23 protein-coding genes are annotated in these 24,420 nt (G+C 49.0%); 15 read left to right on the top strand and 8 right to left on the bottom strand.

Annotated elements, in window-relative coordinates; all coding sequences use genetic code 11:
* Positions 1 to 193: 193 nt before the first annotated feature.
* From hcaE to FTU50_RS03130, 8 genes are all read left to right on the top strand, one after another.
* On the top strand, positions 194 to 1,561 hold the full coding sequence (hcaE, locus tag FTU50_RS03165; RefSeq protein WP_180046342.1) for a 3-phenylpropionate/cinnamic acid dioxygenase subunit alpha: 1,368 nt from the start codon (positions 194 to 196) through the stop codon (positions 1,559 to 1,561).
* Positions 1,558 to 2,076 carry a 3-phenylpropionate/cinnamic acid dioxygenase subunit beta gene (hcaF, locus tag FTU50_RS03160; protein ID WP_005181997.1) on the top strand — a complete coding sequence of 173 codons (519 nt, stop codon included), beginning with the start codon at positions 1,558 to 1,560 and terminating at the stop codon, positions 2,074 to 2,076. The genes hcaE and hcaF overlap by 4 nt, the downstream gene beginning before the upstream one ends.
* On the top strand, positions 2,076 to 2,402 hold the full coding sequence (gene hcaC / locus FTU50_RS03155; RefSeq protein ID WP_005181999.1) for a 3-phenylpropionate/cinnamic acid dioxygenase ferredoxin subunit: 327 nt from the start codon (positions 2,076 to 2,078) through the stop codon (positions 2,400 to 2,402). Before hcaF ends, hcaC begins: the two co-directional genes overlap by 1 nt.
* Positions 2,403 to 2,404: 2 nt before the next feature.
* On the top strand, positions 2,405 to 3,220 hold the full coding sequence (hcaB, locus tag FTU50_RS03150; protein WP_168408474.1) for a 3-phenylpropionate-dihydrodiol/cinnamic acid-dihydrodiol dehydrogenase: 816 nt from the start codon (positions 2,405 to 2,407) through the stop codon (positions 3,218 to 3,220).
* 67 nt (positions 3,221 to 3,287) lie between these two features.
* Positions 3,288 to 4,253 carry a 3-carboxyethylcatechol 2,3-dioxygenase gene (locus FTU50_RS03145; protein WP_180069466.1) on the top strand — a complete coding sequence of 322 codons (966 nt, stop codon included), beginning with the start codon at positions 3,288 to 3,290 and terminating at the stop codon, positions 4,251 to 4,253.
* A gap of 4 nt (positions 4,254 to 4,257) precedes the next feature.
* Entirely contained in the window at positions 4,258 to 5,487 is a 1,230-nt protein-coding gene (hcaD, locus tag FTU50_RS03140; RefSeq protein WP_168396763.1) for a 3-phenylpropionate/cinnamic acid dioxygenase ferredoxin--NAD(+) reductase subunit, read from the top strand.
* A 310-nt stretch (positions 5,488 to 5,797) separates the two neighbouring features.
* Positions 5,798 to 6,706 carry a DMT family transporter gene (locus FTU50_RS03135; RefSeq protein WP_016659599.1) on the top strand — a complete coding sequence of 303 codons (909 nt, stop codon included), beginning with the start codon at positions 5,798 to 5,800 and terminating at the stop codon, positions 6,704 to 6,706.
* 183 nt (positions 6,707 to 6,889) lie between these two features.
* Entirely contained in the window at positions 6,890 to 7,939 is a 1,050-nt protein-coding gene (locus tag FTU50_RS03130; RefSeq protein ID WP_005182011.1) for an MBL fold metallo-hydrolase, read from the top strand.
* 69 nt (positions 7,940 to 8,008) lie between these two features.
* Here FTU50_RS03130 and FTU50_RS03125 read toward each other — a convergent pair whose 3' ends face one another.
* Both FTU50_RS03125 and FTU50_RS03120 read right to left on the bottom strand, forming a co-directional pair.
* Positions 8,009 to 9,529: a catalase gene (locus FTU50_RS03125; protein WP_180046338.1), complete on the bottom strand. Its 1,521-nt coding sequence runs from the start codon at positions 9,527 to 9,529 to the stop codon at positions 8,009 to 8,011.
* Positions 9,530 to 9,827: 298 nt separating this feature from the next.
* A complete protein-coding gene (locus tag FTU50_RS03120; protein ID WP_180046336.1) occupies positions 9,828 to 10,469 on the bottom strand; it encodes a TetR/AcrR family transcriptional regulator in 642 nt (213 codons plus the stop codon).
* Between the two features lie 80 nt (positions 10,470 to 10,549).
* Here FTU50_RS03120 and FTU50_RS03115 point away from each other — a divergent pair, with 80 nt between their 5' ends.
* A complete protein-coding gene (locus tag FTU50_RS03115) occupies positions 10,550 to 12,202 on the top strand; it encodes an acyl-CoA dehydrogenase family protein (protein ID WP_180046334.1) in 1,653 nt (550 codons plus the stop codon).
* Positions 12,203 to 12,353: 151 nt separating this feature from the next.
* On the opposite strand, the gene FTU50_RS03110 is transcribed toward FTU50_RS03115, so the two are convergent.
* Complete coding sequence (locus tag FTU50_RS03110) at positions 12,354 to 12,845, bottom strand: macro domain-containing protein (RefSeq protein WP_016659595.1); 492 nt, start codon at positions 12,843 to 12,845, stop codon at positions 12,354 to 12,356.
* 428 nt (positions 12,846 to 13,273) lie between these two features.
* Here FTU50_RS03110 and FTU50_RS03105 point away from each other — a divergent pair, with 428 nt between their 5' ends.
* Positions 13,274 to 13,453 carry a hypothetical protein gene (locus FTU50_RS03105; RefSeq protein ID WP_005182025.1) on the top strand — a complete coding sequence of 60 codons (180 nt, stop codon included), beginning with the start codon at positions 13,274 to 13,276 and terminating at the stop codon, positions 13,451 to 13,453.
* Between the two features lie 13 nt (positions 13,454 to 13,466).
* On the opposite strand, the gene ptsP is transcribed toward FTU50_RS03105, so the two are convergent.
* Positions 13,467 to 15,764, bottom strand: coding sequence for a phosphoenolpyruvate--protein phosphotransferase (gene ptsP / locus FTU50_RS03100; protein ID WP_005182028.1), 2,298 nt, complete (start codon positions 15,762 to 15,764; stop codon positions 13,467 to 13,469).
* An 85-nt stretch (positions 15,765 to 15,849) separates the two neighbouring features.
* The gene (locus FTU50_RS03095) at positions 15,850 to 16,332 is read right to left on the bottom strand and encodes an RNA pyrophosphohydrolase (protein ID WP_005182032.1); all 483 of its coding nucleotides are present in this window, start codon (positions 16,330 to 16,332) and stop codon (positions 15,850 to 15,852) included.
* A gap of 183 nt (positions 16,333 to 16,515) precedes the next feature.
* On the opposite strand from FTU50_RS03095, the gene FTU50_RS03090 reads away from it, so the two are divergent.
* Together FTU50_RS03090 and FTU50_RS03085 are read left to right on the top strand one after the other, a co-directional pair.
* A complete protein-coding gene (locus FTU50_RS03090; RefSeq protein WP_005182034.1) occupies positions 16,516 to 17,175 on the top strand; it encodes an HAD family phosphatase in 660 nt (219 codons plus the stop codon).
* Between the two features lie 183 nt (positions 17,176 to 17,358).
* A complete protein-coding gene (locus FTU50_RS03085) occupies positions 17,359 to 17,607 on the top strand; it encodes a DUF2789 family protein (protein WP_005182035.1) in 249 nt (82 codons plus the stop codon).
* A gap of 76 nt (positions 17,608 to 17,683) precedes the next feature.
* On the opposite strand, the gene ovoA is transcribed toward FTU50_RS03085, so the two are convergent.
* The 3 genes from ovoA to FTU50_RS03070 form a co-directional block, all read right to left on the bottom strand.
* A complete protein-coding gene (gene ovoA / locus FTU50_RS03080) occupies positions 17,684 to 19,858 on the bottom strand; it encodes a 5-histidylcysteine sulfoxide synthase (protein WP_180069463.1) in 2,175 nt (724 codons plus the stop codon).
* 136 nt (positions 19,859 to 19,994) lie between these two features.
* Positions 19,995 to 20,861 (bottom strand): LysR family transcriptional regulator, encoded by an 867-nt coding sequence (locus tag FTU50_RS03075; protein ID WP_005182039.1) that lies wholly within the window; start codon positions 20,859 to 20,861, stop codon positions 19,995 to 19,997.
* Positions 20,862 to 21,066: 205 nt separating this feature from the next.
* Entirely contained in the window at positions 21,067 to 21,303 is a 237-nt protein-coding gene (locus FTU50_RS03070; protein ID WP_005182043.1) for a DUF2061 domain-containing protein, read from the bottom strand.
* A gap of 257 nt (positions 21,304 to 21,560) precedes the next feature.
* Between FTU50_RS03070 and leuC the strand changes: the two genes are divergently transcribed.
* The 3 genes from leuC (at position 21,561) to FTU50_RS03055 (ending at position 24,385) form a co-directional block, all read left to right on the top strand.
* Positions 21,561 to 22,994 (top strand): 3-isopropylmalate dehydratase large subunit, encoded by a 1,434-nt coding sequence (gene leuC, locus FTU50_RS03065; protein WP_005182046.1) that lies wholly within the window; start codon positions 21,561 to 21,563, stop codon positions 22,992 to 22,994.
* Positions 22,995 to 23,069: 75 nt separating this feature from the next.
* Positions 23,070 to 23,720, top strand: a complete 651-nt coding sequence (gene leuD / locus FTU50_RS03060) for a 3-isopropylmalate dehydratase small subunit (protein WP_005182049.1) — start codon at positions 23,070 to 23,072, stop codon at positions 23,718 to 23,720.
* Between the two features lie 101 nt (positions 23,721 to 23,821).
* Positions 23,822 to 24,385, top strand: coding sequence for a hypothetical protein (locus FTU50_RS03055; RefSeq protein WP_016659592.1), 564 nt, complete (start codon positions 23,822 to 23,824; stop codon positions 24,383 to 24,385).
* Positions 24,386 to 24,420 lie beyond the last annotated feature (35 nt).

Here is a 24,420-nt window from a genome sequence, read left to right as displayed (position 1 = left end):
TCTGCCATTTAGGAAATAAATAGGCTTTCAAATTTTATTAATGCTTTAATAAAGAGAAATAAGCGATAAGTAATTGATAAAATATCTTAATTAAAACAAAAAAAATATTTCACTAAACCCCGCTAAAAAATCATTATCCATGCAAAGTTGAGTCTATTACTTTGTGCCATAACTGGTCACAGGAGAGCTTTTCATGAGTGGAAAAATTGATGTGCGCGAAATCGACGCTTTAGTCGATGCACAAAATGGACGTATCACGCCATCTATCTATACAGATCCTGACATTTACGAATTAGAACTTGAACGTGTCTTCGGTCGTACATGGTTATTCCTTTGCCATGAAAGCCAAATTCCTAAGGCTGGCGATTTCTTCAATACCTACATGGGTGAAGATCCAATCATCGTGGCACGCCAAAAAGATGGCTCAATCAAAGCATTCTTAAACCAATGCCGTCACCGTTCTATGCGCGTAAGCTTCGCAGACTGTGGTAATACACGTGCGTTCACTTGCCCATACCACGGCTGGTCATACGGTATTGATGGTTCTCTAAAAGACATCCCGCTTGAAGATCGTGCTTACCCACATGGTGCATGTAAAGAGCAATGGGGTCTGGTAGAAGTTAACCGTGTTAAATCATACAAAGGCCTGATTTTCGGATGCTGGGATGAAACGACTCCAGATCTAGAAGAATACATGGGCGATATCGCTTGGTACCTGGACGGCGTTGTCGATCGTCGTGAAGGCGGTACTGTGATTGTGGGTGGTGTACACAAGTGGGAAATCGAGTGTAACTGGAAATTTGCAGCTGAACAGTTTGCATCTGACCAATACCACGCCCTGTTCTCTCACGCATCTGCGATTCAGGTACTTGGCGCGAAACCAGACGACGAATCAACCAAGAAATTAGGTGCTGCTCAAACGGCTCGTCCAGTTTGGGAAACTGCAAAAGATGCACTGCAATACGGTTCACGTGGTCACGGTTCAGGCTTCTTCTTCACAGAGAAACCAGATGCAAACGTTTGGGTTGACGGTGAAGTGGCCAACTACTTCCGCGAAACGTATGAAGAAGTAAAAGAGCGTCTAGGTGAAGTACGTGCGCTGCGTCTTGCAGGTCACAACACCATGTTCCCGACACTGTCTTGGTTGAACGGTACTGCAACACTTCGCGTATGGCACCCACGTGGTCCAAACAAAACTGAAGTTTGGGCATTCTGTATTGCCGATGCTGAAGCGTCTCAAGAAGTGAAAGAAGCGTTTGAACGCTCTGCAACGCGTGCATTCGGTCCTGCCGGCTTCCTGGAGCAAGATGACTCTGAGAACTGGATCGAGATTCAGAAAGTTTTACGTGGTTATAAAGCACGTCAAAACAAATTGATCGTTGAGATGGGTAAAGGCAACGAGAAAGTACGTGAAGATGGTATCCCGGGCATCACCAACTACATTTTCTCTGAAACTGCAGCACGCGGTATGTACCGTCGCTGGGCAGATTTATTGATCCATGAAAAATGGGAAGACGTTGAAAAAGCGGCTGACGAATACGAGAAGGAGCTTATGAAATGAGTCAAATCAGCTTAGAACTTCATCACCAGATCAGTCAGTTCCTGTATCAAGAAGCCAAGCTTCTTGATGACTGGAAATTCCGCGAGTGGTTAGACACGCTAGCTGAAGATATTTCTTATACGCTACGTACCACACCAAACGCACAAACCCGTGACCGTCGTCGTTCGGTTGAACCACCGACGACTTGGGTGTTCAACGATACGAAAGATCTGTTGGAACGTCGTGTTGCCCGTCTTGAAACCGGTATGGCCTGGGCAGAAGAGCCTCCATCACGTACGACTCACATGGTGTCTAACGTGATTGTTGAAGCGTCTGAAGTAGAAGGCGAATACGATGTGTACGTGACTTATTTACTGTACCGTACCCAAAAAGAGAAAGACGTTACGATTTACTGTGGTAAGCGTCATGACAAGATCCGTAAAGTTGAAGGCGGCTTAGGCTTCCAGATCTTCAACCGTAAGATCACGCTTGACCAAGTTACCTATAACTCACATAACCTGAGTGTGTTCTTCTAATGAATAAGATTTTTGTTTGCCAAGTTGACGAGCTTGACGAAGGCGAAGCATTGAAAGTGGACTGCGGCGTAAACGGTATCGATGCGCTGGCAGTATTCAACAATGGCGGTGAATTCTTCGCAATGAATGATCGCTGTTCACATGGTAATGCATCGATGTCTGAAGGTTATCTGGAAGATGACGGTACAGTTGAATGTCCGCTGCACTCTGCACGTTTCTGTTTGAAAACTGGTCAAGCACTATGCTTGCCAGCAACAGATCCAATCCAGACATTCCCAGTGATTGTTGAAGATGGCGCGTTATACGTAGAGATGGCAGGAGAGTAATCATGGGTTGGCTAAAAGGCGAAGTTGCACTCATCACTGGTGGTGGTTCAGGTTTAGGCTGGGCTTTGGTTGAGCGTTTTTTGGAAGAAGGAGCACAGGTGGCCGTTCTTCAGCGTTCTCAGTCTAAAGTTGATGCTTTACAGGAACACTTTGGTGACCGAATTCTTGCAATCGCTGGTGATGTTGCCAACTATGAAGACAATGTCCGTGCTGTTCAAGCGACCGTTGAGCGTTTTGGCAAGCTTGACTGTTTTGTGGGTAATGCCGGTATCTGGGATCACTATGCCGATATCGTTAACACCTCGGGTGAGCAACTGGATAAAGCCTTTAATGAAATCATGGGCATTAATACCAAGTCGCTGATTCTGGGTGCCAAAGCAGCGCTAGACGAGCTGATCAAGTCAGAAGGTTCAATCATCTTCACTTTATCGAACTCTGCGCTGTATTCATCGGGCGGTGGTCCTGTTTATACCGCATCCAAACATGCTGGTGTAGGCATCATGAAAGAACTGGCCTATGAATTAGCGCCAAAAGTTCGTGTTAATGCCGTGGCACCGTCTGCCATGAATGTGAATATCAAAGGTGCGGCATCACTCGGTCAGGAAAATGTTGGCCTGCTCGATGCACGTGATCCTGAGAAAATTGCCCGTGGTATGCCACTGAACTTCTTGCCAGAACCAGAAGATATGACCGGTTCATATGTGCTGCTGGCTTCACGTCAAAACAACCGTCCACTGACCGGCGTGCTGATTAACGCGGAATGTGGATTGGGCATTCGTGGTTTACGTCAACCACGTGCCGGTTTCTTTGACGAGTAATTCACGCCTTAAAACATAATGGACTAACCCGGCAGCCTTTTGGCTGCCTTCCGTTTAGGAGTCACACATGGCCGTTAAACTTATTTGTGCATCGCACAGTCCTTTAATGGAGTTTGCCACTCCGCAAGAACAACGCAAAGAACAAGCTGTTCGTCAGGCGTTTGAAAAACTGTCTGCGGAAGTCAAAGCCTACGATCCAACCCTGATCATTACCTTTGGTCCTGACCATTTCAATGGTTTCTTCTATGACCTGATGCCGAGCTTCTGTGTGGGCATTCGCGCGACTGCTGCAGGTGACTGGGACTATGGTAAAGACAATGCACACATTGATGTACCAGAAGACAAAGCACTGGGCTTAGTGCGTCGTGTACTCGATGAGGGCGTGGACGTTGCGTATTCTTACCGTATGCAAGCTGACCATGGTGTGACTCAGCCATTGCACTTCCTGTGCGACGGCAAACTTGATCGTTATCCAACGATTCCAATTTTCATTAATGGCGCTGCAGCACCGATGCCAACTACGAAGCGTACCATCGCTTTAGGCCGTGCTGTAGGTCAGTTCATCAAATCTCTGAACCTTGAAAATGAGCGTGTACTTGTCCTAGGTACAGGTGGTCTGTCACACGATCCACCAACTCCGCAAATGGGTTCTGTACCACCAGAAGTGGAAGAGTTCCTGATTGCAGGTCGTAACCCGACACCTGAAGCACGTAACGCGCGTCAGTCAAAAATTATTGCAGTGGGCCAGAAACTGGCAGCAGGGGATACTTCTGTTGCAGTACCACTAAACCGTGACTGGGATATCGCATTGCTTGAAAAATTCAAGAATGCCGACTTCGCTGCACTAGAAGCCATGACTGAAGCTGAAATCCGCCGTGATGGTGGCCGTGGTGGTCAGGAAGTCCGTTCGTGGATGGCGGCATTTGCTGCTTTAAGCGAAATGGGCGAGTACGAAATGACAACGCACTGTTATGAAGAAATCAGTGAATGGATTGCGGGCTTCGGCATCGTATCTGCAGAGTTAAAAGGTTAAAGACATGAGCAACATCGAAACCATCGTAATTGTAGGTGCTGGCCAGGCAGGTGCAAGCGCGATTTTAGAACTTCGTGGCAACAAATACGAAGGTAAAATCACCCTGATCGGGGATGAAACCCATTTGCCGTATGAGCGTCCGCCTTTGTCTAAAGATGTGATTCTCAAACCAGCCGAAACCAAAATCGAAATTCTGTCAGAAGAAAAACTGGCGGAACTGGGCGTTGAAACCATCCGTGGTAACGGTGTGGCCAAAATCAATGCCGAGGCAAAAACGGTTGAACTGCAAAACGGTGATGTCGTTGCTTATGACAAGTTACTGCTGGCCACCGGTGGTGCAGCGCGTCGTTTACCCAACTTCGATGCGCTGGGTAAACACGTGTACACCCTGCGTAACCTGGAAGATTCACAAGCGCTGGTGCCGGTATTACAGCCGGGCCGCCGTATCATCCTGATTGGTGGTGGTGTGATCGGTCTGGAGCTTGCATCAAGCGCACGTTTTAAAGAATGTGAAGTGACCGTGATTGAAATGGGTCCAATGGTGATGGGTCGTTCATCACCACGCATCCTGAGCGAGTTCCTGCTGCAGCAGCAACAACTGGCCGGTGTTGATGTACGCCTGTCGACCCAGATTGCAGAATGCAAGCTGGATGGCGAAGAAATTGTGGTAACACTGGAAGGCGGTGAAGAGCTGCGTGCAGATGCTGTGGTCTATGGCATCGGGATTATCCCGAATGCACAGCTGGCCGTTGAAGCCGGTCTGGATGCGGACTTTGCGGTTAAGGTCAATGAAAATTGCCAGACTTCAAATCCGGATATTTATGCAGCGGGTGACGTGGCCACGCAACTGCGTGACTGTGGTAACCACCGCCGTGTTGAAACCTGGGAAAATGCCAACCTGCAAGCCGGTATCTTCGCGCGTCACGTGATGGGCGTTGAACATCCAGCGGCAAACCCGGCCTGGTTCTGGACCGATCAGCTGGACATCAACTATCAGTTTGTTGGTGATATGGCAGCGGCTGAATGGCATGTGCGTGGCGAGATTAAACCTGAACTGCGTGCTGAATCATCATTCGTATTGTTTGGTGTCACCGATGGCGTGATCGTTGGCGGGATTACCGTGAATGCAGCCAAAGACATGCGTCACCTGAAAAAGCTGATCAGCAAACAGGCGGCTTTTGAGGCTGACAAATATCTCGATCTGAGTCAGGATCTTCGTAAGCTGGTAAAATAATCCGGCGATACGGCAGGGCAGACCTTGGGTAACTTTGGTCTGCTTTTTTATGGCTGTTTTATTTTCTTGTTGAGACATGAGCGCAATGTGCATGGTGATTTGTACATGACTTTGTGTCGGTAGGTCTTACTTTTTAAAGCTGATAAGAATCCTCAAAATTTATTTTTGAGTTCGCAGGGCAAAACTCTTTTCATTGTTTGGGCGTCTCTTCGTTCCGTGGTGACATTCAGGTCGTCATCCTCATTATTTCAAGATGGGTTTGAATAAAGATGCTTTCATTTTATGGTTTTCAAATTTAGTTGAGTTGTCTATGAGTTCAAACTCATCTCCCATGATCGTTACCGCAAGTATCTATGCCTTGCTGGTGCTGATCTGGGCCACCACGCCGCTGGCGATTGTGTGGAGTGTGGAAGAAGTCCATCCCATGTGGGTGCTGATTATCCGCTATTTCGGGGCTTCGCTGATTGCGCTGTTTTTACTGAAACTGATGCGTGATCCGTTGCCGCTGGATGAAACCTCACTCAAAAGTTATGTGGCGGGCAGCCTGAACCTGATTGGTGCGCAGCTGTTTATTTATCTGGCAGCCAATTACCTGACTTCGGGTTTAATGGCGCTGATTTTTGGTTTTTCCCCGCTTATTGCCGGTTTAATTGGCCATGTGATTTTAAAAACCCAGAAACTGGTGGCCCTGCAATGGCTGGGCATGGCGGTGGCGGTGGCCGGGCTGAGTTATGTCTTTGCCGACTCGGCAGACAGCAAGATCAACCCGATTGGGATTGTGCTGATGTTAATTAGCATGGTGTCGTATATCAGCTCGATTTTCTGGGTCAAGCAGATTAATGCACCACTGAGTCCGATGTCACAGGCCACCGGTTCCTTGCTGGTCTCGGCACTGGGTTCAATGCTGATGTTGCCATTCATCTGGTCACATATGCCAACCGAATGGCCGGGCATGCAAACCATGATTGGCTTTTTGTTTACCATGATCATGTCTTCGATTGTGGCGATGCTGTGTTATTTCTGGCTGATTCGCCGTCTGGCTGCGTCCACTGTCTCTTTAAGCAATGTGATGACCCCGATTATTGCACTGGTACTCGGAGCGACCCTGAATCATGAGCATATCAGTGCACATGCGGTGGCCGGGATTGCGGTGGTGATGCTGGGCATTGTGATGTATTTCTGGAAAGACTGGCAGCGTCAGTATTTTTCTAAATGGTGACAGCACAGGAAGCCATGCGCTTCCTGCTGTTTTGGCTTTTGCTAAAAACAACAAAAACATAAAACAAAATATTCCACAATTTTGGATACTATGCATATTGCATCGGCACTTGCTGTCCTGTGTAATGAAGACTTAATAAATCACAGGATTTGCTCTACGTGCTTCAATTTTTATCGGACTGACATGAATCAAAACGCGGAACCTAAGCATTTTCAGCTACCAACCGAAACATGTTGGTCACACGCCTGGCGTCAGCCTGCTTTGCAGTTTTTACCTTCCCGGCATTATAACGGTGCCCAGTTTTTCAATCCGGTGCCGGCACCCGAAGGGCGTAGCCGCAGTGATTTGCTGAAATGGCTGTTACAGCGTAAACGCAATAGCTGGACCGCAGAAAACACACCAGAGCAGCCCGCTGAAGGCAAGCGTCCGATTCCGCAGGAACGTCCGAATGCCAGCCTGGATGACTGGCAGATCTGGTTTGTAGGGCATGCTACCGTTCTGATTCAGATTGGCCCCTATAATTTCCTGACCGATCCGGTCTGGTGTGAATATGCCGGACCGCAGCAGGGCAGAGGTCCGAAACGGATTTGCCCGGCTGGAATTGCCCTGGAAGAGTTACCGACCATTCATGCGGTGCTGTTGAGCCATAACCATTATGACCACATGGATCTGGCCACCCTGCGCTGGTTACATGCCCGTTTTGCCATGCCAATTTATACCGGACTGGGCAACAGCTGGTATTTGCCAAAAAACTTTCATGTGGTGGAAATGGACTGGTGGCAATCGGCGCTATTTAATGAATTAAAACTGGTCTATATTCCGGCGCAGCATGGTTCAGGCCGTGGTATGCGCGACCAGAACAGTGCCCTCTGGGGTGGCTTCTCGATTCTGCATGGTGAAGATCACTGCTTCTTTGCCGGAGATACCGGTTATTCCTCGCATTTTAAGGAAATCCATGCCCGTATTGGCGCACCGCGGATTGCACTATTACCGATTGGTGCCTATGAGCCACGGGACCTGATGCGCTATATGCACATGAATCCGGAAGATGCTTTTCAGGCGCATAAAGACCTGCATTCCAAATGTTCGCTGGCCATTCATTACCGTACCTTCCAGCTCACCGATGAAGGCCGTGAACAGCCGGAAGTCGATTTGCAAAATGCCATGCGTAAATCCTCAAAACTGATGAATCCGTTTTATTGCATTCGCGAAGGCAAGAAGCTGATTGTTTAAGTTTAAATCCTGCAACAAAAAACCACCCGAAGGTGGTTTTTTTATGGCTTGAACTCTCTGTGTAGAGGCTTAGAGCACGCCTGGCTGACCCAGCGCAGGGTCGGTGGCTCGAGCGGCCTGAGCATCTGTCACGGTCATCCCCAAGGCTTGGGCTACACCTTCGCCGTAGGCCGGGTCACACATAAAGCAGTTACGGATATGACGGTACTTGATAAAGTCATAGGCATCGCCCATGGCACGCGCAGTATTGTCAAACAGCGCCTGTTTCTGTTCAGGATTCATCAGGTTGAACAGGGCACGCGGCTGGCTAAAGTAATCGCTGTCATCTTGACGATAATCCCAGAAATCGGCATCGCCACGGATTTTCAGTGGTGGTTCACGGTACTGTGGCTGTTCCTGCCATTGCTGGAAGCTGTTTGGCTCATAGTGTGGCAAGCCGCCATAGTTGCCATCCATACGGCCCTGACCATCACGGCGGTTAGAGTGGACCGGACAACGGGCTGCGTTTACCGGAATCTGGGAATGGTTTACCCCCACGCGATAACGTGCGGCATCGGCATAGTTAATTAAACGCGCTTGCAGCATACGGTCTGGTGAATAGCTGATCCCCGGCACCAGAGTACTTGGTGCAAAAGCGGCCTGTTCCACATCCTGGAAATAGTTTTCTGGGTTACGGTTCAGTTCAAACTCACCGACTTCAATTAATGGATAATCACCTTTTGGCCAGACTTTGGTCAGGTCAAACGGATGATAAGGCACGGTTTCCGCTTCGGTTTCCGGCATGATCTGCACGAATAGGGTCCATTTCGGGAAATCGCCACGTTCAATTGCATTAAACAGGTCATTTTGGCTGCTTTCACGGTCCTGGCCAATCAGTGCTGCGGCTTCGGCATCGGTCAGGTTTTTAATGCCCTGCTGGGTACGGAAATGGAATTTGACCCAGAAACGTTCATTGTTGGCATTAATGAAGCTGTAGGTGTGGCTGCCAAAACCATGCATATGACGATAACCATCTGGAATACCGCGGTCTGACATGACAATGGTCACCTGATGCAGCGCTTCTGGTAACAGGGTCCAGAAATCCCAGTTGTTGTTGGCGGAACGGACGTTGGTTTTCGGGTCACGTTTTACCGCTTTGTTCAGGTCTGGGAACTGGCGCGGGTCACGGAAGAAGAACACCGGTGTGTTGTTACCGACTAAATCCCAGTTGCCTTCTTCGGTATAGAATTTTAGTGCAAAACCGCGAATATCACGTTCGGCATCGGCAGCACCGCGCTCACCGGCCACCGTCGAGAAGCGGGCAAACATTTCGGTTTTCTTGCCGACTTCAGAGAAAATTTTGGCGCGGGTATATTGGGTAATGTCGTGAGTCACGGTAAAGGTTCCGAATGCACCTGAACCTTTGGCGTGCATACGACGCTCAGGAATCACTTCACGAACAAAGTTCGCCAGTTTTTCATTGAGCCATAAATCTTGGGTAAGTAATGGACCGCGGGCACCGGCGGTCATACTGTTCTGGTTATCGACCACCGGAGCACCGGCATCGGTGGTGAGGTGGGTGACCGGACATTTTTTAAAGTCTTGGCTCATTATCGTTCTCCGTTATTGTATTCATGTGCTGACGTTGGACACGGGCTGGATTCTCCAGGCAGGTGACATCCCATGAAATTAACCGTTATCAAAGTCATCAATATAAAAAATAAACCCAGCTTATCATTGAAATCTACCTTGCAATAGCTGGCTGGGCAGAATGACGATGGATAAAAAACATAAAAATGCAACTTGGTTCTCATTTAACTTAAACCGAATATAACACTTTTTCAAATAGATAAAACGATTAGTGCTCAAAGGAATAATCGATAGCTTAAAGTTTTGATTTCTGAGTGTTTTAGTCGGATTTTGTTGAGATGAGCCGGGCTAAAAATGGCTGGATGGCCAGTTCAATATCGGCCTGCAGTTGCGGCCAGTCCTGAAATGTGGGCTGGATTAACAGGGTTTGTGAAATAAAGCCATAACTGATGCGATGCAGGTTTTCGGCACAGCGCAAGCGTTCGTGGGTTTCAGGTATATAGCGGCTTAAAATCTGCTGCCAGCTGTCCAGCATCAGCTGATAATGCTTTTGATAGGCCTGTTCGCTCGACAGGCTGCGTTCAAGTAAAAACACACTGGCCCACAGCCGCTGTTCGCTGCGGATACGGTCGAGCTGAAAGCACAGCAGGGCCTGTATATCGCTGCAAATATCACCAGTTGTGGATAACTGTAGCGGTGGCTGGGTATAACTGCGTAGCGCCTCGACATGCTGGATAATCTGCTGGTGGATTACCCAGGCCAGCAAATCTTCTTTCTGGGCAAAGTATTCATAAAAGGTGCCCAGACCGACCCCGGCCAGTTCGGTAATCTCGCGGATGGTCAGCTGTGCGGGTGACTGCTGCTGCAAAAGCCGAACAACACTGTCCAGCAGGGCCTGCTGGGTCTGTTTGGCCCGGGACTGGCGAGGCTTACGCCGCAGCTGTACAGAGGGGGAGGTCATGACTGAAAACCGAACATGCTGTGGGTGAATATTCTTTATACTGAAAGCCTATCATCATAATCAATCAGGAACGATGAACGATGCAGGCATGGATGACCCATTCTATTCAGAATCAGTTTGATGAACGTCAGGATTATAATCTGTTTGCGAGTGACCGCGTGTTGCAGGAAATCTTGCAGCGCTATGGCAGTCAGGATCAGGCACGCCTTAGCGCACTCGGTCAGCAGGCCGGATCGGCAGAGGCTTATCATTCTGCCCATTTAGCCAATAGCCATACCCCGCAGTTACAGGCCTTTGATGCTCGCGGCCGCCGTCAGGATGTGGTCGAGTTCCATCCGGCCTGGCATTACTGGATGGCGCTGAACCGGGAATTTCAGACCCATGCCCATCCCTTTATTGAACCTCAGTCCGCATCTGGCTGGCTCGATTGGGCAGCGCGGTTTTATCTGAGTGGTCAGGTCGAATGTGGCAACCTGTGTCCTGCCTCCATGACCCTGGGCAGTATTCCGCTTATTCAGCGTGAACCTGAACTGTGGCAACAGCTCGGCGATAAACTGCTGTCGAATGAATATGATGCGCGGGATATTCCAATGGCGCAGAAAACATCAATCTGGCTGGGCATGGGCATGACTGAAAAGCAGGGCGGCTCCGATGTACGCGCCAATGAAACCATCGCCACTCCGGTGGGGGCAGCGGGTCGTGGCCAGCCTTATCTGCTGACCGGGCATAAATGGTTTTTCTCAGCGCCGATGTGTGATGCGCATTTGGTGGTGGCCAAAACCGAACAGGATGGCTTGGCCTGCTTCTTTGTGCCGCGCTGGCTGGAAGATGGCCGCAAGAACACGATTCATATCCAGCGTTTAAAAGATAAGGTCGGCAACCGCAGCAATTCCAGCTCGGAAGTCGAGTTTCACGAGGCTTGGGGCATCATGATTGGCGAAGCTGGCCGTGGTATTCCCACTATTATTGAAATGGCCAATTATACCCGCCTGACCTGTGTGGTCGGCAGCAGTGCCATGTTGCGCCAGGCGCTGGTGCAATGTATTGCCTATACCCGGCAGCGTAAAGCCTTTGGTAAGCCGCTGGCTGAACAGCCGCTGATGCAGGCGGTGCTGGCTGATCTGGCACTGGAAACCGAAGCCGCGGTGCAGCTGGGCTTTTATCTGGCGCAGTGCTACCAGTTGGATACGCCGCTGGCGCAGGCCTGGAAGCGGATTATGACCCCGGCTGCCAAGTTCTGGGTGTGTAAGCGTACTGTCGAGCTGAGCGGCGAAATGATGGAGGTCTTTGGCGGCAATGGCTATGTCGACACTGGCATCATGGCGCGTATTTTTAAAGAAGCTCCGGTGAATAGTATCTGGGAAGGGTCGGGCAATGTCATGTGTCTGGATGTGCTACGCGCGATACAGCGTGATCCGGCCTCCATGCAGGTCCTGTTGCAGTCGCTGGCCGACGGTGTGCAACAGCAGCCGCTGTTACAGCAGGAATTACAGGCGCTGATGCAGCTGTTCCAGCAGACAGACCCACAAGCCTTGCAGTTTATGGCACGTACGCTGGTAAGCCGTTTGGTGCTGCTGGCACAAGCGGTCATCTTAAACCAGCATGCACCTGATTTTGTGGCACAGGCCTTTATCCAGAGCCGTTATCAGACCCTGCATGGTCAGGTGGTGGGCATGTTAGACCCGGCCCAGGTCGATGTTGCCCGGCTGTTAGAACGTGCGCTGGCGGTTTAAACATCACGCGTGATAGAGCGTATCCTGATAGAAAAATTCCCCTCTTGACTTCAGCCAAGCGGGGAAATCGGACTGGATGCATGGCGGTCTGCAGTTGCGCAGCCGTGTGATCCCGGCATCAGTCTCACGCTAACGATCAAACGAGCTTGGCTTAATGCGCCGGTTCGTCTGCTTTCACCCCTTTCTGGTACAGGGTGTAGATATAAACCGGAATATTCAGGTCTTCTAAATGCTTGTAAATCAGCGGGCGGACTTCTTCCCAATCCAGACCGCCGACACCGGTGGCCAGACGTGGCAGCGCCAGACTTTCAATATTCTCGGCTTCAACCAGCTGTTTCAGATTTTTCAGGGTGCGGTTGACGTATTCTGTCGATGCTTTACCCGGCTTGGAACCGTTGTCATAGGCCGCTTCCTGAGTCATCAGATTAATGATGCGCTGACCTTCGGCATTGACCCAGGTCCATTGTTCACCCGCTTTAGGATGGTAAATATGGCAATAGTTACGGAAGTCTTTATACAGCGCCGGCCAGTGTTCGCGCAGACTTAAAGCCAGTCCGGTGGCAAAGTTATCATTTGGGGCAACACCGTGGGCAATGGCACGGGCTTGGCTCAATAAAATATCTCCAGAAACTTCATAAATCATGCTGTGAACTCCTGTTTTGGAAGAGGCTGTTTGAATTGATCTTCTAGCTTCATCTTAGCCTATCAGGAAGTTTTTTCTAGCGTGCTATATAACTGCTAAGTCTTTGCAAAATAATAAAAAATATAAGATTTTGTGGTATAATTATAGGGGCGGAGCAGCTGAATCTACTTTCATTTTTTGACTGAAGAATGTTCAGAAAAACACTGCAAAATTTTTCTATACCGTTTCTTTTATTGTTACATGACTGTCGCAAAATTGCTGCTGAATTGTCCAAAAAAATGTATGATTGACTCCCCATTCCAAAGGGATGTCGACGGGAAGCAAAACGCAGTTTTAAGGCTAAAATGCGCTTGAATTTTGCGCAAATGTACCCATCAATACAGCGCAGGAACACCTGCATTCAAATCATGAACTGGAAGGATAAAGTGATGGCAAAGAAAAAACAGCCAGAAGTGATTCAGCATAACTTCGTGGCCAAATATATGCATGAGGTCAACAAGAGCCAGGTTTTTGTCGACCGGAAAAAGAATGCCAAACGCGGCTATAGCAAACACAAACAAGGGCGATATTCTGATGATTATCGCCCTTATTCATTCTGTCTGATTTAAATCAAAATATGGCTTAAGCGCCAACAATCCGGGTAGAGGCCTTGACCATATCGCCCAGACCATGGGTTTTAAAATAATATTCCATCCAGCTTTTCACCATCAGCGAATTATTCATTTTCAGCACCCGTTCCAGCTGCTCCTGTGCTTCGCTCATCGGCACATGGCAAATCGCTTTACGCACGCGCAGAATGTTACTCGAACTCATCGACAGGGTATTAAAGCCCATCGCCATCAACAGCACCGCAGATAGCGGATCACCGGCCATTTCACCACAAATGCTGACCGGTTTATCGTACTTGTGACATTCCTTGACCAGACGGGTCAGCGCGCGCAGCACCGACGGGTGAAAATGCGAATAGACGTTGGCCACGCGTGGATTATTACGGTCTACCGCCAGCAGATACTGGGTCAGGTCATTGGAGCCGACCGAGAAGAAATCGACCAGTTCGGCAAATTCATCAATCTGTAGCAGCACACTGGGCACTTCTACCATAATCCCGATACGCGGCTTGTTGATCTTGACCTGTTCTTCTTCCTGTACCGCATGCCAGTCACGATCCAGCAGATACAGCGCTTCTTCGACTTCATTGACGCTGGTGACCATTGGCAGCAGGATGTGCAGATTGTTCAAGCCAATGCTGGCTTTGAGCATGGCGCGAATTTGCGAAGAAAAAATTTCCGGATGATCGAGGGTGAAGCGAATCCCGCGCCAGCCTAGTGCCGAGTTTTCTTCTTCAATCGAGAAATACGGCAGGTCTTTGTCTGCGCCAATATCCAGGGTACGCATTACCACCGGTTTATTGGCAAAGTGGCTCAGCTGCTGGCGGTAAATGGCACGCTGTTCTTCTTCGCCCGGGAAACGATCCCGCAGCATAAACGGAATTTCAGAGCGGTATAGGCCGACCCCTTTGGCACCACGTTGTACCCCGCGTACCACATCAATCATCAGACCGGTATTGACATACAGTTTGACCGTCACGCCGTCTGGGGTAACGGCGTCCTTGGTTTCATACTGTTTCAGGTCTTTGGCAATCAGTTCTTCTTCTTTCTGAATTTCTTTATAGCGGGTGCGTAAACGCCGTGGCGGATTAATAAACACCCGGCCCTGATGCGCATCGACAATCATTTCTACGTCATCGAGGGTGTTGATCGGCAGTTCAGTCACCCCGACCACGGTTGGAATACCCAGTGCGCGCGCGACAATCACCATATGTGAGTTCATGGCGCCTTCGGTGGTGACAATTGCGGCAATTTTATCGACCGGTAATTCCACCAGTGCCGCGGTCGAGATTTCTTCACCAATCAGAATACTTTCATCGGTCAGTTCGCGGTGGCTGGCATCGGCTTCCTGCAAATAGGCCAGAATACGCCGGCCGAGATCTTTTAAGTCGGAAACCCGTTCACGCAGGTAGTCATCTTCCATCTGGGCAAACTGGGCAATGTGGCTGTCAATGACAATCCGCACCGCACCTTGTGCCCAATTGCCATCCCGAATCAGTTCTTTAATTTCCGCCGGCAGGGCATTTTCATCCAGCATACGCAGGAACACGCTAAACAGGGCGCGTTCTTCGGCCATCAGCGCATCCTGCATTTTGTCATCCAGCGCCTGAATTTCCTGACGCACGGCATCCAGCGCAGTGTCGAGCAGTTTCAGTTCTTCGCTGATGTCATCGGCTTCACGGTCGGGTACCGCGGCCAAATCTGCTGGTGGATAGAGAATGACCGCGCGGCCAAGCGCAATCCCGCCCGAGCCGGAAACGCCCTGGAAGGTTTTGTAGGCCGGCAGATTGCTGGGTTTACGAAAGACATCAATATTGCCAACAGCATGCGCATGCGCAATCACGCCAGAGAGCTGGGCGCAGAGCGTGACCAGAAAGGATTCAGCCGCTTCGCTAAAGTCCTGACATTCCTTGTTCTGCACCACCAGTACGCCCATGACCTTACGACGGTACATGACCGGCACGCCGAGGAAGGAATTATAAATTTCTTCGCCGGTTTCCGGTAAATACAGGAAGCGTTCATGTTTGGGTGCATCATCCAGGTTGACGATTTCTTCGCGCTGGCCGACCAGCCCCACCAGACCTTCACCGGTATGTAGGGACACGTGGCCGACCGCTTCCGGATTCAAACCCTTAGAGGCCATCAGCAGATAACGCTGGTTGCGCTCATCAAGCAGGTAAATAGAGCAGACATCGACATGCATGGCTTCAGCAACCTGATTGACCATAATGTCGAGCGATTCATGCAAACTGGTGGACGCATTAATTTCCTGCACAATGCGTCTTAGGGTATCCAGTTGCATATTCGACATAAAGTCTGCTCCAAATCAGCGTTCCAGTTCTGTTCTCTTTATAGCAAGAGTCGTTTAAAAAATCTGCATGATCATACAGCTTTTTTCAGGCTTTCTTAGATGGCAATTGATGACATAATTCCACCATCGCCTTGCGGTACACATCGCGTTTAAAATTCACGACCTGACCCAGTGGGTACCAGTAACTGACCCACTGCCATTGATCAAACTCGGGCGGATCGGACAGGTTGAGCTGAATCAACTGGGCCGAGGCCGTGAGTTTGAGTAAAAACCATTTCTGTTTTTGACCAATACATACCGGATCGGAATCGGGCCGGATGTAACGGTGCGGCAAACGGTAACGCAGCCAACCTTTCGTTTGTGCGATAATTTGAACGTGTTCGGGCAGTAAGCCAACTTCTTCTCTCAGCTCACGATAAAGTGCCTGCTCAGGGGTTTCTCCATGCTGGATACCTCCTTGTGGAAATTGCCATGCATTGTGTCCAATGCGTTTTGCCCATAAAACCTGTCCAAAGTCGTTTGCCAAAATGATCCCGACATTGGGTCGGAAACCTTCTGAGTCGATCATTTGGCTACCTAAATATTCTGTAAATTATGCCTTTGCTTCCGGGGATTTTTATTTCTGTATCCAACACGAAAAAAAGCAAAGTTTAAAAATGTTAAAATTGCTATGATCTTAACGAATTTCTATCGACTAGCGGAGATAGATTTACAAATTTTTTCTTAAATTTCAGTTTTTACGAGTATTTTCATGAAATTGGCGCTATTTGATCTCGATCACACCTTGTTAAATACAGATTCGGATCATTCCTGGGGTGAGTTTTTAGTCAATGAAGGTCTGGTCGATCCGGTTCATCACCGCGCCATGAATGACAAATTTTATGAAGATTACAAAGCCGGCCAGCTTGACCCGATTGCCTATAACGAATTTGTGTTTGAATTTCTGACCCAGCACGAGTCACACTACCTGACCGAACTGCATGAGTTGTTTATGCAAAAAGTGATTCGTCCACAAATGCGCCCGGAAGGTTTTAAGGCGATTCAGCGTCATCGTGAGGCCGGACATGCACTGGTCGGCATTACCGCGACTTCGGATTTTATTACTGCGCCAATTTTCCGTGAATTTGGCATTAGCGAAATCATTGCCACCAATGCCGAAGTGGTCGATGGCAAATATACCGGTAAGGTCATCAATACTGCCTGTTATCAGCAGGGCAAACTGGTACGTCTGGAACAGTGGCTGGCCGGACGTGAGGTGACCGAATCCTGGGCTTATTCAGATTCAATCAATGACCGTTTCTTGCTAGAATATGCAGACCACGCCATTGCGGTGAATCCGGATGATCGTCTGCGGGCCTTGGCGGTCGAGCAGGGCTGGGAGATTCAGGACTGGTCGATTGCTGCTGAATAAAAGCGCAGTTCATCTACACCAAGATCAGCAGACAGGGCCGCTATAACTGGCCCTGTTTTTTGTCTGAGCTGGTTGTCATCTATCTTGCAAATTTATGAAAAGGTGAAATTTTTTTAACAGCACTAGGATTTGCAGTTTTATATGCTATGGTGAAGACAAGAACAACAACAGGGAGATTCACGCATGCGCCAAACCCGACCAAGAATGACCAATCTGTTTGAACAACTGGGCCTGGACTCCAGCGAACAGGCGATTCAAGATTTTATCGGCCAGCATCAACTGGCGGCGGAAATTCATATTATGGATGCAGAATTCTGGAGTGATGGTCAACGTCAGTTTTTAGCTGAAAAAATTGCCTCGGATGGGGAGTGGGCCATTACGGTCGACCAGCTGAATGAAGCGCTGCATGAAGACTCTGTGCCTCGCCGTTAAATCGTTCGTTCAAATCTCCAGATCATCAGGCCAAATCCGGAATTTGGCCTGATCCCTCACTTTCTTTTCTATCCATTTAGGCAATCCGTTCCCAGAAGCTGACCTGCGCATAGGTATGCTGAAACTTGCGCTGGGTTTCCCGAATCACAAAAGGGATGTCCTGCGGTTCAGTCATTAAACGGAAATGCGGCTCTAGCAAGGCTGTTAAGCCATCCAGACTGCTCCAGTTTTCGCCATCTTTTTTAAAGCCACCCAGCCATTCACTGCGGACAGTGTGTTCTTCCATCCAGGTATAGGGTGAGCTGAGCATCAGAATGCCGCCCATATTCAGCCGTGTATGAATCTGGCTTAAAAACTGCGCCGGATGATGCAGCCGGTCAATTAAGTTGGCTGCCAGAATAAAATCATAGCCTCTGAAAATCGCTTTAAGATTACAGGCATCACCCTGGTAAAACTGGACTTTGTCCCGGACCTCCGCCAGTCCAAGCTGGGCTAAATCACAGGCATGATAATCCACCAGTTCACCTTCGGTGCACATGCTGTAATGCAGGGTTTCGCCCTGTGCCAGTTTGACGCCGTTCTGGATAAAGCGCGCTGAAAAATCAATCCCGACCACTTCATCAAAATAACGGGCCAGTTCAAAGCTGGCGCGGCCGGTAGCACAGCCAATATCCAGTGCTTTACGTCGTGGTCTGTCGGCCAGCTGGGTCAGGGCCAGTTGCACCAGTGTCTGGGCAAAATTGGCCACGCCAAAATATTCACGGCCATACTGAAATTCCAGATATTCAGACACCAGCCGGTCGGTTTCATATTGTGATTGAATCGCCAGCGGCTCCTGATCAGAAACCACATAACGGAAACCGGCATGCTGGAAAAAATGCCGGCGAAAGGCATAGCGTGAGGCCAGTTCGGCTTCATTGCCGGCAGAAATCCAGGAACCGCCTTTGAGCAGATTATGCCGGCCATCAAAGGTCGGGGTGCTGAAATCATCATAAATCGGATACACCACAAAACCGGGAAATGGATAAATCGGGGTTTCGGTCCATTGCCAGACATTGCCGCGCAGGTCATAAAAATCGCCATGCGGGAAGGTATTGACCGGACAGGAGGAAGCACCATAGGCCAGCGCCAGATTGGCAGGTGCAGACGGCTCATTTACGCCAGCCAGCTGTACCAGCCGATACCATTCCTCTTCGGTGGGCAGTCGTACTGGCTGACCAGTTTGCTTCGCTTTCCAGTGGCAAAAGGCTTTGGCCTCATGATAATTCACCTCCGCCGGCCAGTCCCACGGCATTGGTACTTCTTCGGTCAGCAGCCGGAGTGACCAGTCCGGCCCGTGTTTACGCCAGAAGGTCGGATATTTGGCCTGGGCAAAGCTGCGCCATTGCCAGCCTTCATCTTCCCAATAGTTTGCGTTCTGATAGCCGGCATCTTCAACAAAGGCCAGAAATTCCTGATTGCTGACCAGATAGCGGCTGGCCGCAAACGCCGCTACCTCTGCCTGATATTGGCCATATTCATTGTCCCAGCCGTAAACCGGGTCGTGCCGCTCCTTACCGAGCTGTACCCGGCCGGCTGCCACTGGAAGCAACGCATTCTCTGGTGCGGTGTTAGTCAGGATATTTGGCCGCCATGGTGGCTGTGTCTGGACATAGTCAAGGGCATGCTGGCGAATCAGCACGGAGGAGGTTTCCAGATGAATCCGCTCGTGTTCAATGCCCATCAGAATCGACCACCACGGATGTTGCCAGTCAATTGGCGTGCTGAGCGGTGCCTGTTCAATAATTTCCAGCACCGTGGCACGCACCTGATCGCGGTAGTGTTTCACCTGCGCGGGTGTCGGCCAGTCATAACGGCTGTCATCCAGGTCATCCCAGCTCATCTCATCCACACCCACCGCAAAGATGGATTCAAAATGTGGATTGATACGCTGTTCAATCAGTTTGCTGAGCAGCAGTTTGTTGATGAAAAATGTCGCGGTATGGCCATAGTAAAAAATCAGCGGATGGCGCAGCGCAATCGGCTTGTGATAAAAGGCCTCATCGCCGTTGAGGCAGCTAAACAATGATTCATAACAGTCAAAGGTTTGCAGAAAATACTGCTTGAGGGTGGCACGTAGCGTATCGGCCTGCGTGACATCCAGCCGTGGACTGGGCTGTAAAGGCGGTGCACTGCCGGCTAGGCGCTGCTGGAGCGCCTGGGCTGAACTGAACGAAGGGGAATAGGCAAGCGGGGAAGTGGTCTGGTTCATCACTCTGCTCCTGCATCATTTTTATAAAGATCCTGGTGTCTTGTGCGGGCACCTTGTCTTTTCAAATTACGCCAATTTGGAGCAGCGTGCTGTTTTGTTCAGTAACTGTACAGAAGGATGCGACCGGTCGATGAACCTAGTCCGGCTGCTGCATAAAGTTAACCAGCGCCTGCGCCGCTTTGGACTGTGTGCGTCCCGGATGCCAGACCATGCCCAGCTGGCGGTTCATTTCCAGATTAATATCCAGCTGTTGCAAGTCCTGATTAATCAGGGTTTTCGGTAACACTGACCAGCCCAGTCCAATCGACACCAGCATGCGGATGGATTCCAGCGGGTTATTGCTCATGGTGATCTTCGGCTTCACGCCCTGTTTTTCAAACTCGGCCAGGGTAATCTGGCTGGTATAGGTCTGTGCTGCTGGTAGCAGGCTCGGGAACTGGGTTAAATCTTCCAGTTTCAGTCTTTTCTGCTGGGCCAGCGGATGAAAAGGCGCAGCCACAAACACCAGCGGATCATTCCAGATGGTGACATATTGCAGCCGGTCATCACCTTGCGGTGGCAGGGTTAAAAAGGCCAGTTCCAGATCACCGGCCAGCACCTGTTCATGCGCCTGTTCCGAATCGACAAAATGCACATCTAAGGTGACATCGGGGAAATCTTGGACATAGCGACGCAAATGATCGGGCAGATGATGCAGGCCAATATGATGACTGGTGCCAATTTTCAGGCGACCCTGCACCTGGCCCTGTTCATGGCTTAAAGTATGATGAATATCGCCCAGTTCATTTAGCCAGTTTTTGACTTTGGGTAACAGCGAATGCGCAGCATGGGTTGCCTGCACGCCACGGCCGGCCGACTCAAACAGCTTGACCCCAAAATATTCTTCCAGGCTATGAATCCGTTTGGTGACTGCGGGCTGGGTAATAAACAGCTGATCGGCGGCCAGAGAAATCGAACCGGTTTCCATGACTTTTACAAAAGCTTCAAATGCTGCAAGATTCATCGCAATCACCTATAAAGATTTTTTATGCTTAAAATTATTATTTAGAAATTTTTAGAATTAATCAAAGATTATTTTTCTATAAATTGAAGTTCAACAACCATAACTTGAATATAAATATTTTAAAAACAGTAATTTAAGTTATATTAAAATAAAAAAGATCATCCTGAAGATGATCTTTTGGGAGGAACACCGGGCGAAAAATAGGCTAGGCGGTGATTTCCTCTGTGCCGTCTTGTGCTTTCTTTTCCCACATGCGTTCATGAATAAAATAGGCCACCGCCTGTACTGTTGGTTCCAATAAGCTTAAGGTAATGGCCATCCACAGACTGCCGGTAACGAAATAGCCGACAAGCATGGCCACCGTAATGTGCATCACATAGTAGCTAAAAGTCTTTTTAAACATTCGCTGGTTGTTTGCGACAAAGTTTTGAATATGCGCCATGATGATGTTCCTCGTATCTACAATTCAGTGCTGATAACATCATCATAGTCAGTACGAATTAATTTGTAAAAACGAATATTTTGTAAAATTCAATCGGAAAATTGAATTTTTAATCAGATGTTAATCTGAGCAAAAATCAATTATATTTATTCCATAAAGTTTTTTAACTGATAAAAATGATAAATTAGATTTATGTAATTGTGTGGTTATAATCGAAATTAATGACAGAATTACCCAGTCCAGTGGAGCACATCGACATGGCAGGCGAAACCCAAAAAGCAAAAACATTATATGACAAATTGTGGGATGACCACTTGGTAAAACAGCGTGATGATGGTTCGGCTTTATTGTACATCGACCGTCATTTGTTGCATGAAGTTACCTCTCCACAGGCCTTTGAAGGTTTGCAACTGGCTGGCCGTCAGCCATGGCGTTTAAGTGCCAATATTGCGACTCCGGACCATAATGTACCGACCTCGAAAAAAGAGCGTGAGCAGGGCGTAGCCGGTATTGAAGATGATACTTCGCGTATTCAGGTGCAAACCTTAGACGATAACTGTAAGACTTTTAATATCGTTGAATTTGATATTAACGATATCCGTCAGGGGATTGCTCACGTGGTTGGACCAGAGCAGGGTTTAACCTTGCCGGGAATGACGGTGGTATGTGGCGACTCGCATACCGCGACCCATGGTGCCTTTGGTTGTCTGGCACACGGGATCGGAACTTCAGAAGTTGAGCACGTGTTGGCCACGCAATGTTTAATTCAGAAGAAAATGAAAAACATGCTGGTACGCGTAGATGGTCAGTTGGGTCAGGGCGTGACCCCGAAAGACGTGGTGCTGGCGATTATTGCCAAAATTGGTACAGCAGGTGGTACGGGCCATGCCATTGAATTTGGCGGTCAGGTGTTCCGTGATATGTCGATTGAAGGCCGTATGACCGTGTGTAACATGGCAATTGAAGCCGGTGCACGTGTCGGTATGGTCGCGGTTGATGAAAAAACCATTGAATATGTAAAAGACCGTCCTTATGCACCAAAAGGCGAGCAATGGGATCAGGCTGTGGCGTACTGGAATACCTTGCATTCAGATGCCGATGCGCATTTTGATACTGTCGTGGTATTACAGGGCGAAGAGATTGAACCACAAGTGTCTTGGGGTACTTCACCTGAAATGGTCATTCCGGTTTCTCAGGCAGTACCAACTTTGGAACAGGCCAAAGATGAGGTACAGCGCAATGACTGGACCCGTGCTTATCAATATATGGGCTTAACTGCTGGTCAGGCTTTGGCAGATATCCAGCTGGATCGTGTCTTTATTGGTTCATGCACCAACTCGCGTATTGAAGATATCCGTGCTGCGGCAGACGTGATTAAAGGCCGTAAAGTAGCGCCAAGCATTAAACAGGCGATGGTGGTACCAGGTTCTGGTTTGGTCAAACAGCAGGCAGAAGCAGAAGGTTTGGACAAGGTCTTCCTGGAAGCCGGTTTTGAATGGCGTGAACCAGGCTGCTCGATGTGTCTGGCCATGAATGCCGACAAGTTACAGCCAGGCGAGCACTGTGCATCGACCTCAAACCGTAACTTTGAAGGTCGTCAGGGCAATGGTGGTCGTACCCATCTGGTCAGCCCGGCCATGGCAGCAGCAGCGGCAATTGCCGGTCACTTTGTGGATGTTCGTTCATTCTAAGTTTAAGCCCTCATCCCAGGCCGCTCCTTGCTGGAGCGGATGTGAGAGAGACTACGGATTCATTGGAACATAAATATGAAAGCTTATACCGTTGAACAGGGTATCGTTGCACCTTTAGATCGTGCCAATGTCGATACCGATTTAATTATTCCAAAACAGTTCTTGAAATCAATCAAACGTACCGGTTTCGGTGACAACCTGTTTGATGAATTGCGTTATTTAGATGAAGGCTATCCGGGTCAGGACAATTCAACCCGTCCTAAAAACCCAGATTTCGTCTTGAACCAGCCGCGTTATCAGGGCGCCAGCATTTTAATTTCACGTGCCAACTTTGGTTGCGGTTCCAGCCGTGAGCATGCGCCGTGGGCTTTAAGTGAATACGGCTTGCGTACAGTCATTGCCCCAAGTTTTGCGGATATCTTCTTTAATAACTGCTTTAAAAACGGCATGTTACCGGTGATTTTAACCGAAGCGCAGGTTGATCAGCTATTTAAGGAATGTGCAGCCAATGAAGGTTATCAGTTAACTATTGACCTTGAAGCACAGGAAGTCCGTACGCCAAACGGTGAAGCATTCAAGTTTGAAGTTGATCCATTCCGCAAGCATTGCCTGTTAAACGGTCTGGATGATATTGGTTTGACCTTGCAAGATGCCGATGATATTCGCGCGTATGAGGAGAAAACCAAAGCCGCGCGTCCGTGGGTGTTTGCGGAAATTCAAGCTTAAGTTATTTCGTAAATAGGCATAGCACGGGCGTCGAACTCTTGTTAACATTCAAGGCATAATAATTTAAATATTCTGCTTTTTGATGAGGTTGGGCTCGGGCTATGTTGAAGGTTTTTCGTCGGCTTGCTGTATTGGGGGGAGTGGCTACGCTGTTAACAGCATGTCAAACCTGGGATACAGCACGTCTAAAACAGGTAAAAGAGACACAGGCATCCCAATCCAATGCACGTATTTATTGTTCAGGTACCGAGCATTGCGAGTTTGAGCGCTTGAACCGGGTCATGATCATGGATGCTGAAAGTCAGCGTCTGAGTCGTGAAGCCATCAAGCAGGGATTGGTGCGCTTGCAGGCAGATTCACTACGACAGCCTAATCCGCTATATCTGTCGGTTCCGGCCAAACAGCATGAAGTGGTGATCCGGTTCTATCCGATTTCCCGTGATCAGGCCGAAACCTTGCACGTCATTCATCAGTTTAAGCCGCGTCAAACGTACACTTTTAAAATGTACCGTGACCGCAGCAAGCATAAAGGCAGTCTGCTGAATGTTTCGGCGCCAGAGCCGCTGTGTGTGGATCTTTTACAAAACCAGAAAATTATTCGACGTTTCTGCAAACCTTATAATGTCTTACATGGACTGGGGGAATTTGTGGAACAGAAAATTTAGTCTCCACAGTCGTTGACTGCTACAGGAAATGGAAA

It is taken from the genome of Acinetobacter sp. YH12112 (assembly GCF_013418945.1).
In the GTDB taxonomy this organism is placed as follows: domain Bacteria; phylum Pseudomonadota; class Gammaproteobacteria; order Pseudomonadales; family Moraxellaceae; genus Acinetobacter; species Acinetobacter indicus.
Note: the sequence above shows the minus strand (reverse complement) of the source record. Positions and strands in the feature narration are given on the sequence as shown.

Bases quoted from the DNA above. Each gene is read 5' to 3' on its own strand.
- hcaE (WP_180046342.1), top strand. From the start codon at position 194: ATGAGTGGAAAAATTGATGTGCGCGAAATCGACGCTTTAGTCGATGCA.
- hcaF (WP_005181997.1), top strand. From the start codon at position 1,558: ATGAGTCAAATCAGCTTAGAACTTCATCACCAGATCAGTCAGTTCCTG.
- hcaC (WP_005181999.1), top strand. From the start codon at position 2,076: ATGAATAAGATTTTTGTTTGCCAAGTTGACGAGCTTGACGAAGGCGAA.
- hcaB (WP_168408474.1), top strand. From the start codon at position 2,405: ATGGGTTGGCTAAAAGGCGAAGTTGCACTCATCACTGGTGGTGGTTCA.
- FTU50_RS03145 (WP_180069466.1), top strand. From the start codon at position 3,288: ATGGCCGTTAAACTTATTTGTGCATCGCACAGTCCTTTAATGGAGTTT.
- hcaD (WP_168396763.1), top strand. From the start codon at position 4,258: ATGAGCAACATCGAAACCATCGTAATTGTAGGTGCTGGCCAGGCAGGT.
- FTU50_RS03135 (WP_016659599.1), top strand. From the start codon at position 5,798: ATGAGTTCAAACTCATCTCCCATGATCGTTACCGCAAGTATCTATGCC.
- FTU50_RS03130 (WP_005182011.1), top strand. From the start codon at position 6,890: ATGAATCAAAACGCGGAACCTAAGCATTTTCAGCTACCAACCGAAACA.
- FTU50_RS03125 (WP_180046338.1), bottom strand. From the start codon at position 9,529: ATGAGCCAAGACTTTAAAAAATGTCCGGTCACCCACCTCACCACCGAT.
- FTU50_RS03120 (WP_180046336.1), bottom strand. From the start codon at position 10,469: ATGACCTCCCCCTCTGTACAGCTGCGGCGTAAGCCTCGCCAGTCCCGG.
- FTU50_RS03115 (WP_180046334.1), top strand. From the start codon at position 10,550: ATGCAGGCATGGATGACCCATTCTATTCAGAATCAGTTTGATGAACGT.
- FTU50_RS03110 (WP_016659595.1), bottom strand. From the start codon at position 12,845: ATGATTTATGAAGTTTCTGGAGATATTTTATTGAGCCAAGCCCGTGCC.
- FTU50_RS03105 (WP_005182025.1), top strand. From the start codon at position 13,274: ATGGCAAAGAAAAAACAGCCAGAAGTGATTCAGCATAACTTCGTGGCC.
- ptsP (WP_005182028.1), bottom strand. From the start codon at position 15,764: ATGTCGAATATGCAACTGGATACCCTAAGACGCATTGTGCAGGAAATT.
- FTU50_RS03095 (WP_005182032.1), bottom strand. From the start codon at position 16,332: ATGATCGACTCAGAAGGTTTCCGACCCAATGTCGGGATCATTTTGGCA.
- FTU50_RS03090 (WP_005182034.1), top strand. From the start codon at position 16,516: ATGAAATTGGCGCTATTTGATCTCGATCACACCTTGTTAAATACAGAT.
- FTU50_RS03085 (WP_005182035.1), top strand. From the start codon at position 17,359: ATGCGCCAAACCCGACCAAGAATGACCAATCTGTTTGAACAACTGGGC.
- ovoA (WP_180069463.1), bottom strand. From the start codon at position 19,858: ATGAACCAGACCACTTCCCCGCTTGCCTATTCCCCTTCGTTCAGTTCA.
- FTU50_RS03075 (WP_005182039.1), bottom strand. From the start codon at position 20,861: ATGAATCTTGCAGCATTTGAAGCTTTTGTAAAAGTCATGGAAACCGGT.
- FTU50_RS03070 (WP_005182043.1), bottom strand. From the start codon at position 21,303: ATGGCGCATATTCAAAACTTTGTCGCAAACAACCAGCGAATGTTTAAA.
- leuC (WP_005182046.1), top strand. From the start codon at position 21,561: ATGGCAGGCGAAACCCAAAAAGCAAAAACATTATATGACAAATTGTGG.
- leuD (WP_005182049.1), top strand. From the start codon at position 23,070: ATGAAAGCTTATACCGTTGAACAGGGTATCGTTGCACCTTTAGATCGT.
- FTU50_RS03055 (WP_016659592.1), top strand. From the start codon at position 23,822: ATGTTGAAGGTTTTTCGTCGGCTTGCTGTATTGGGGGGAGTGGCTACG.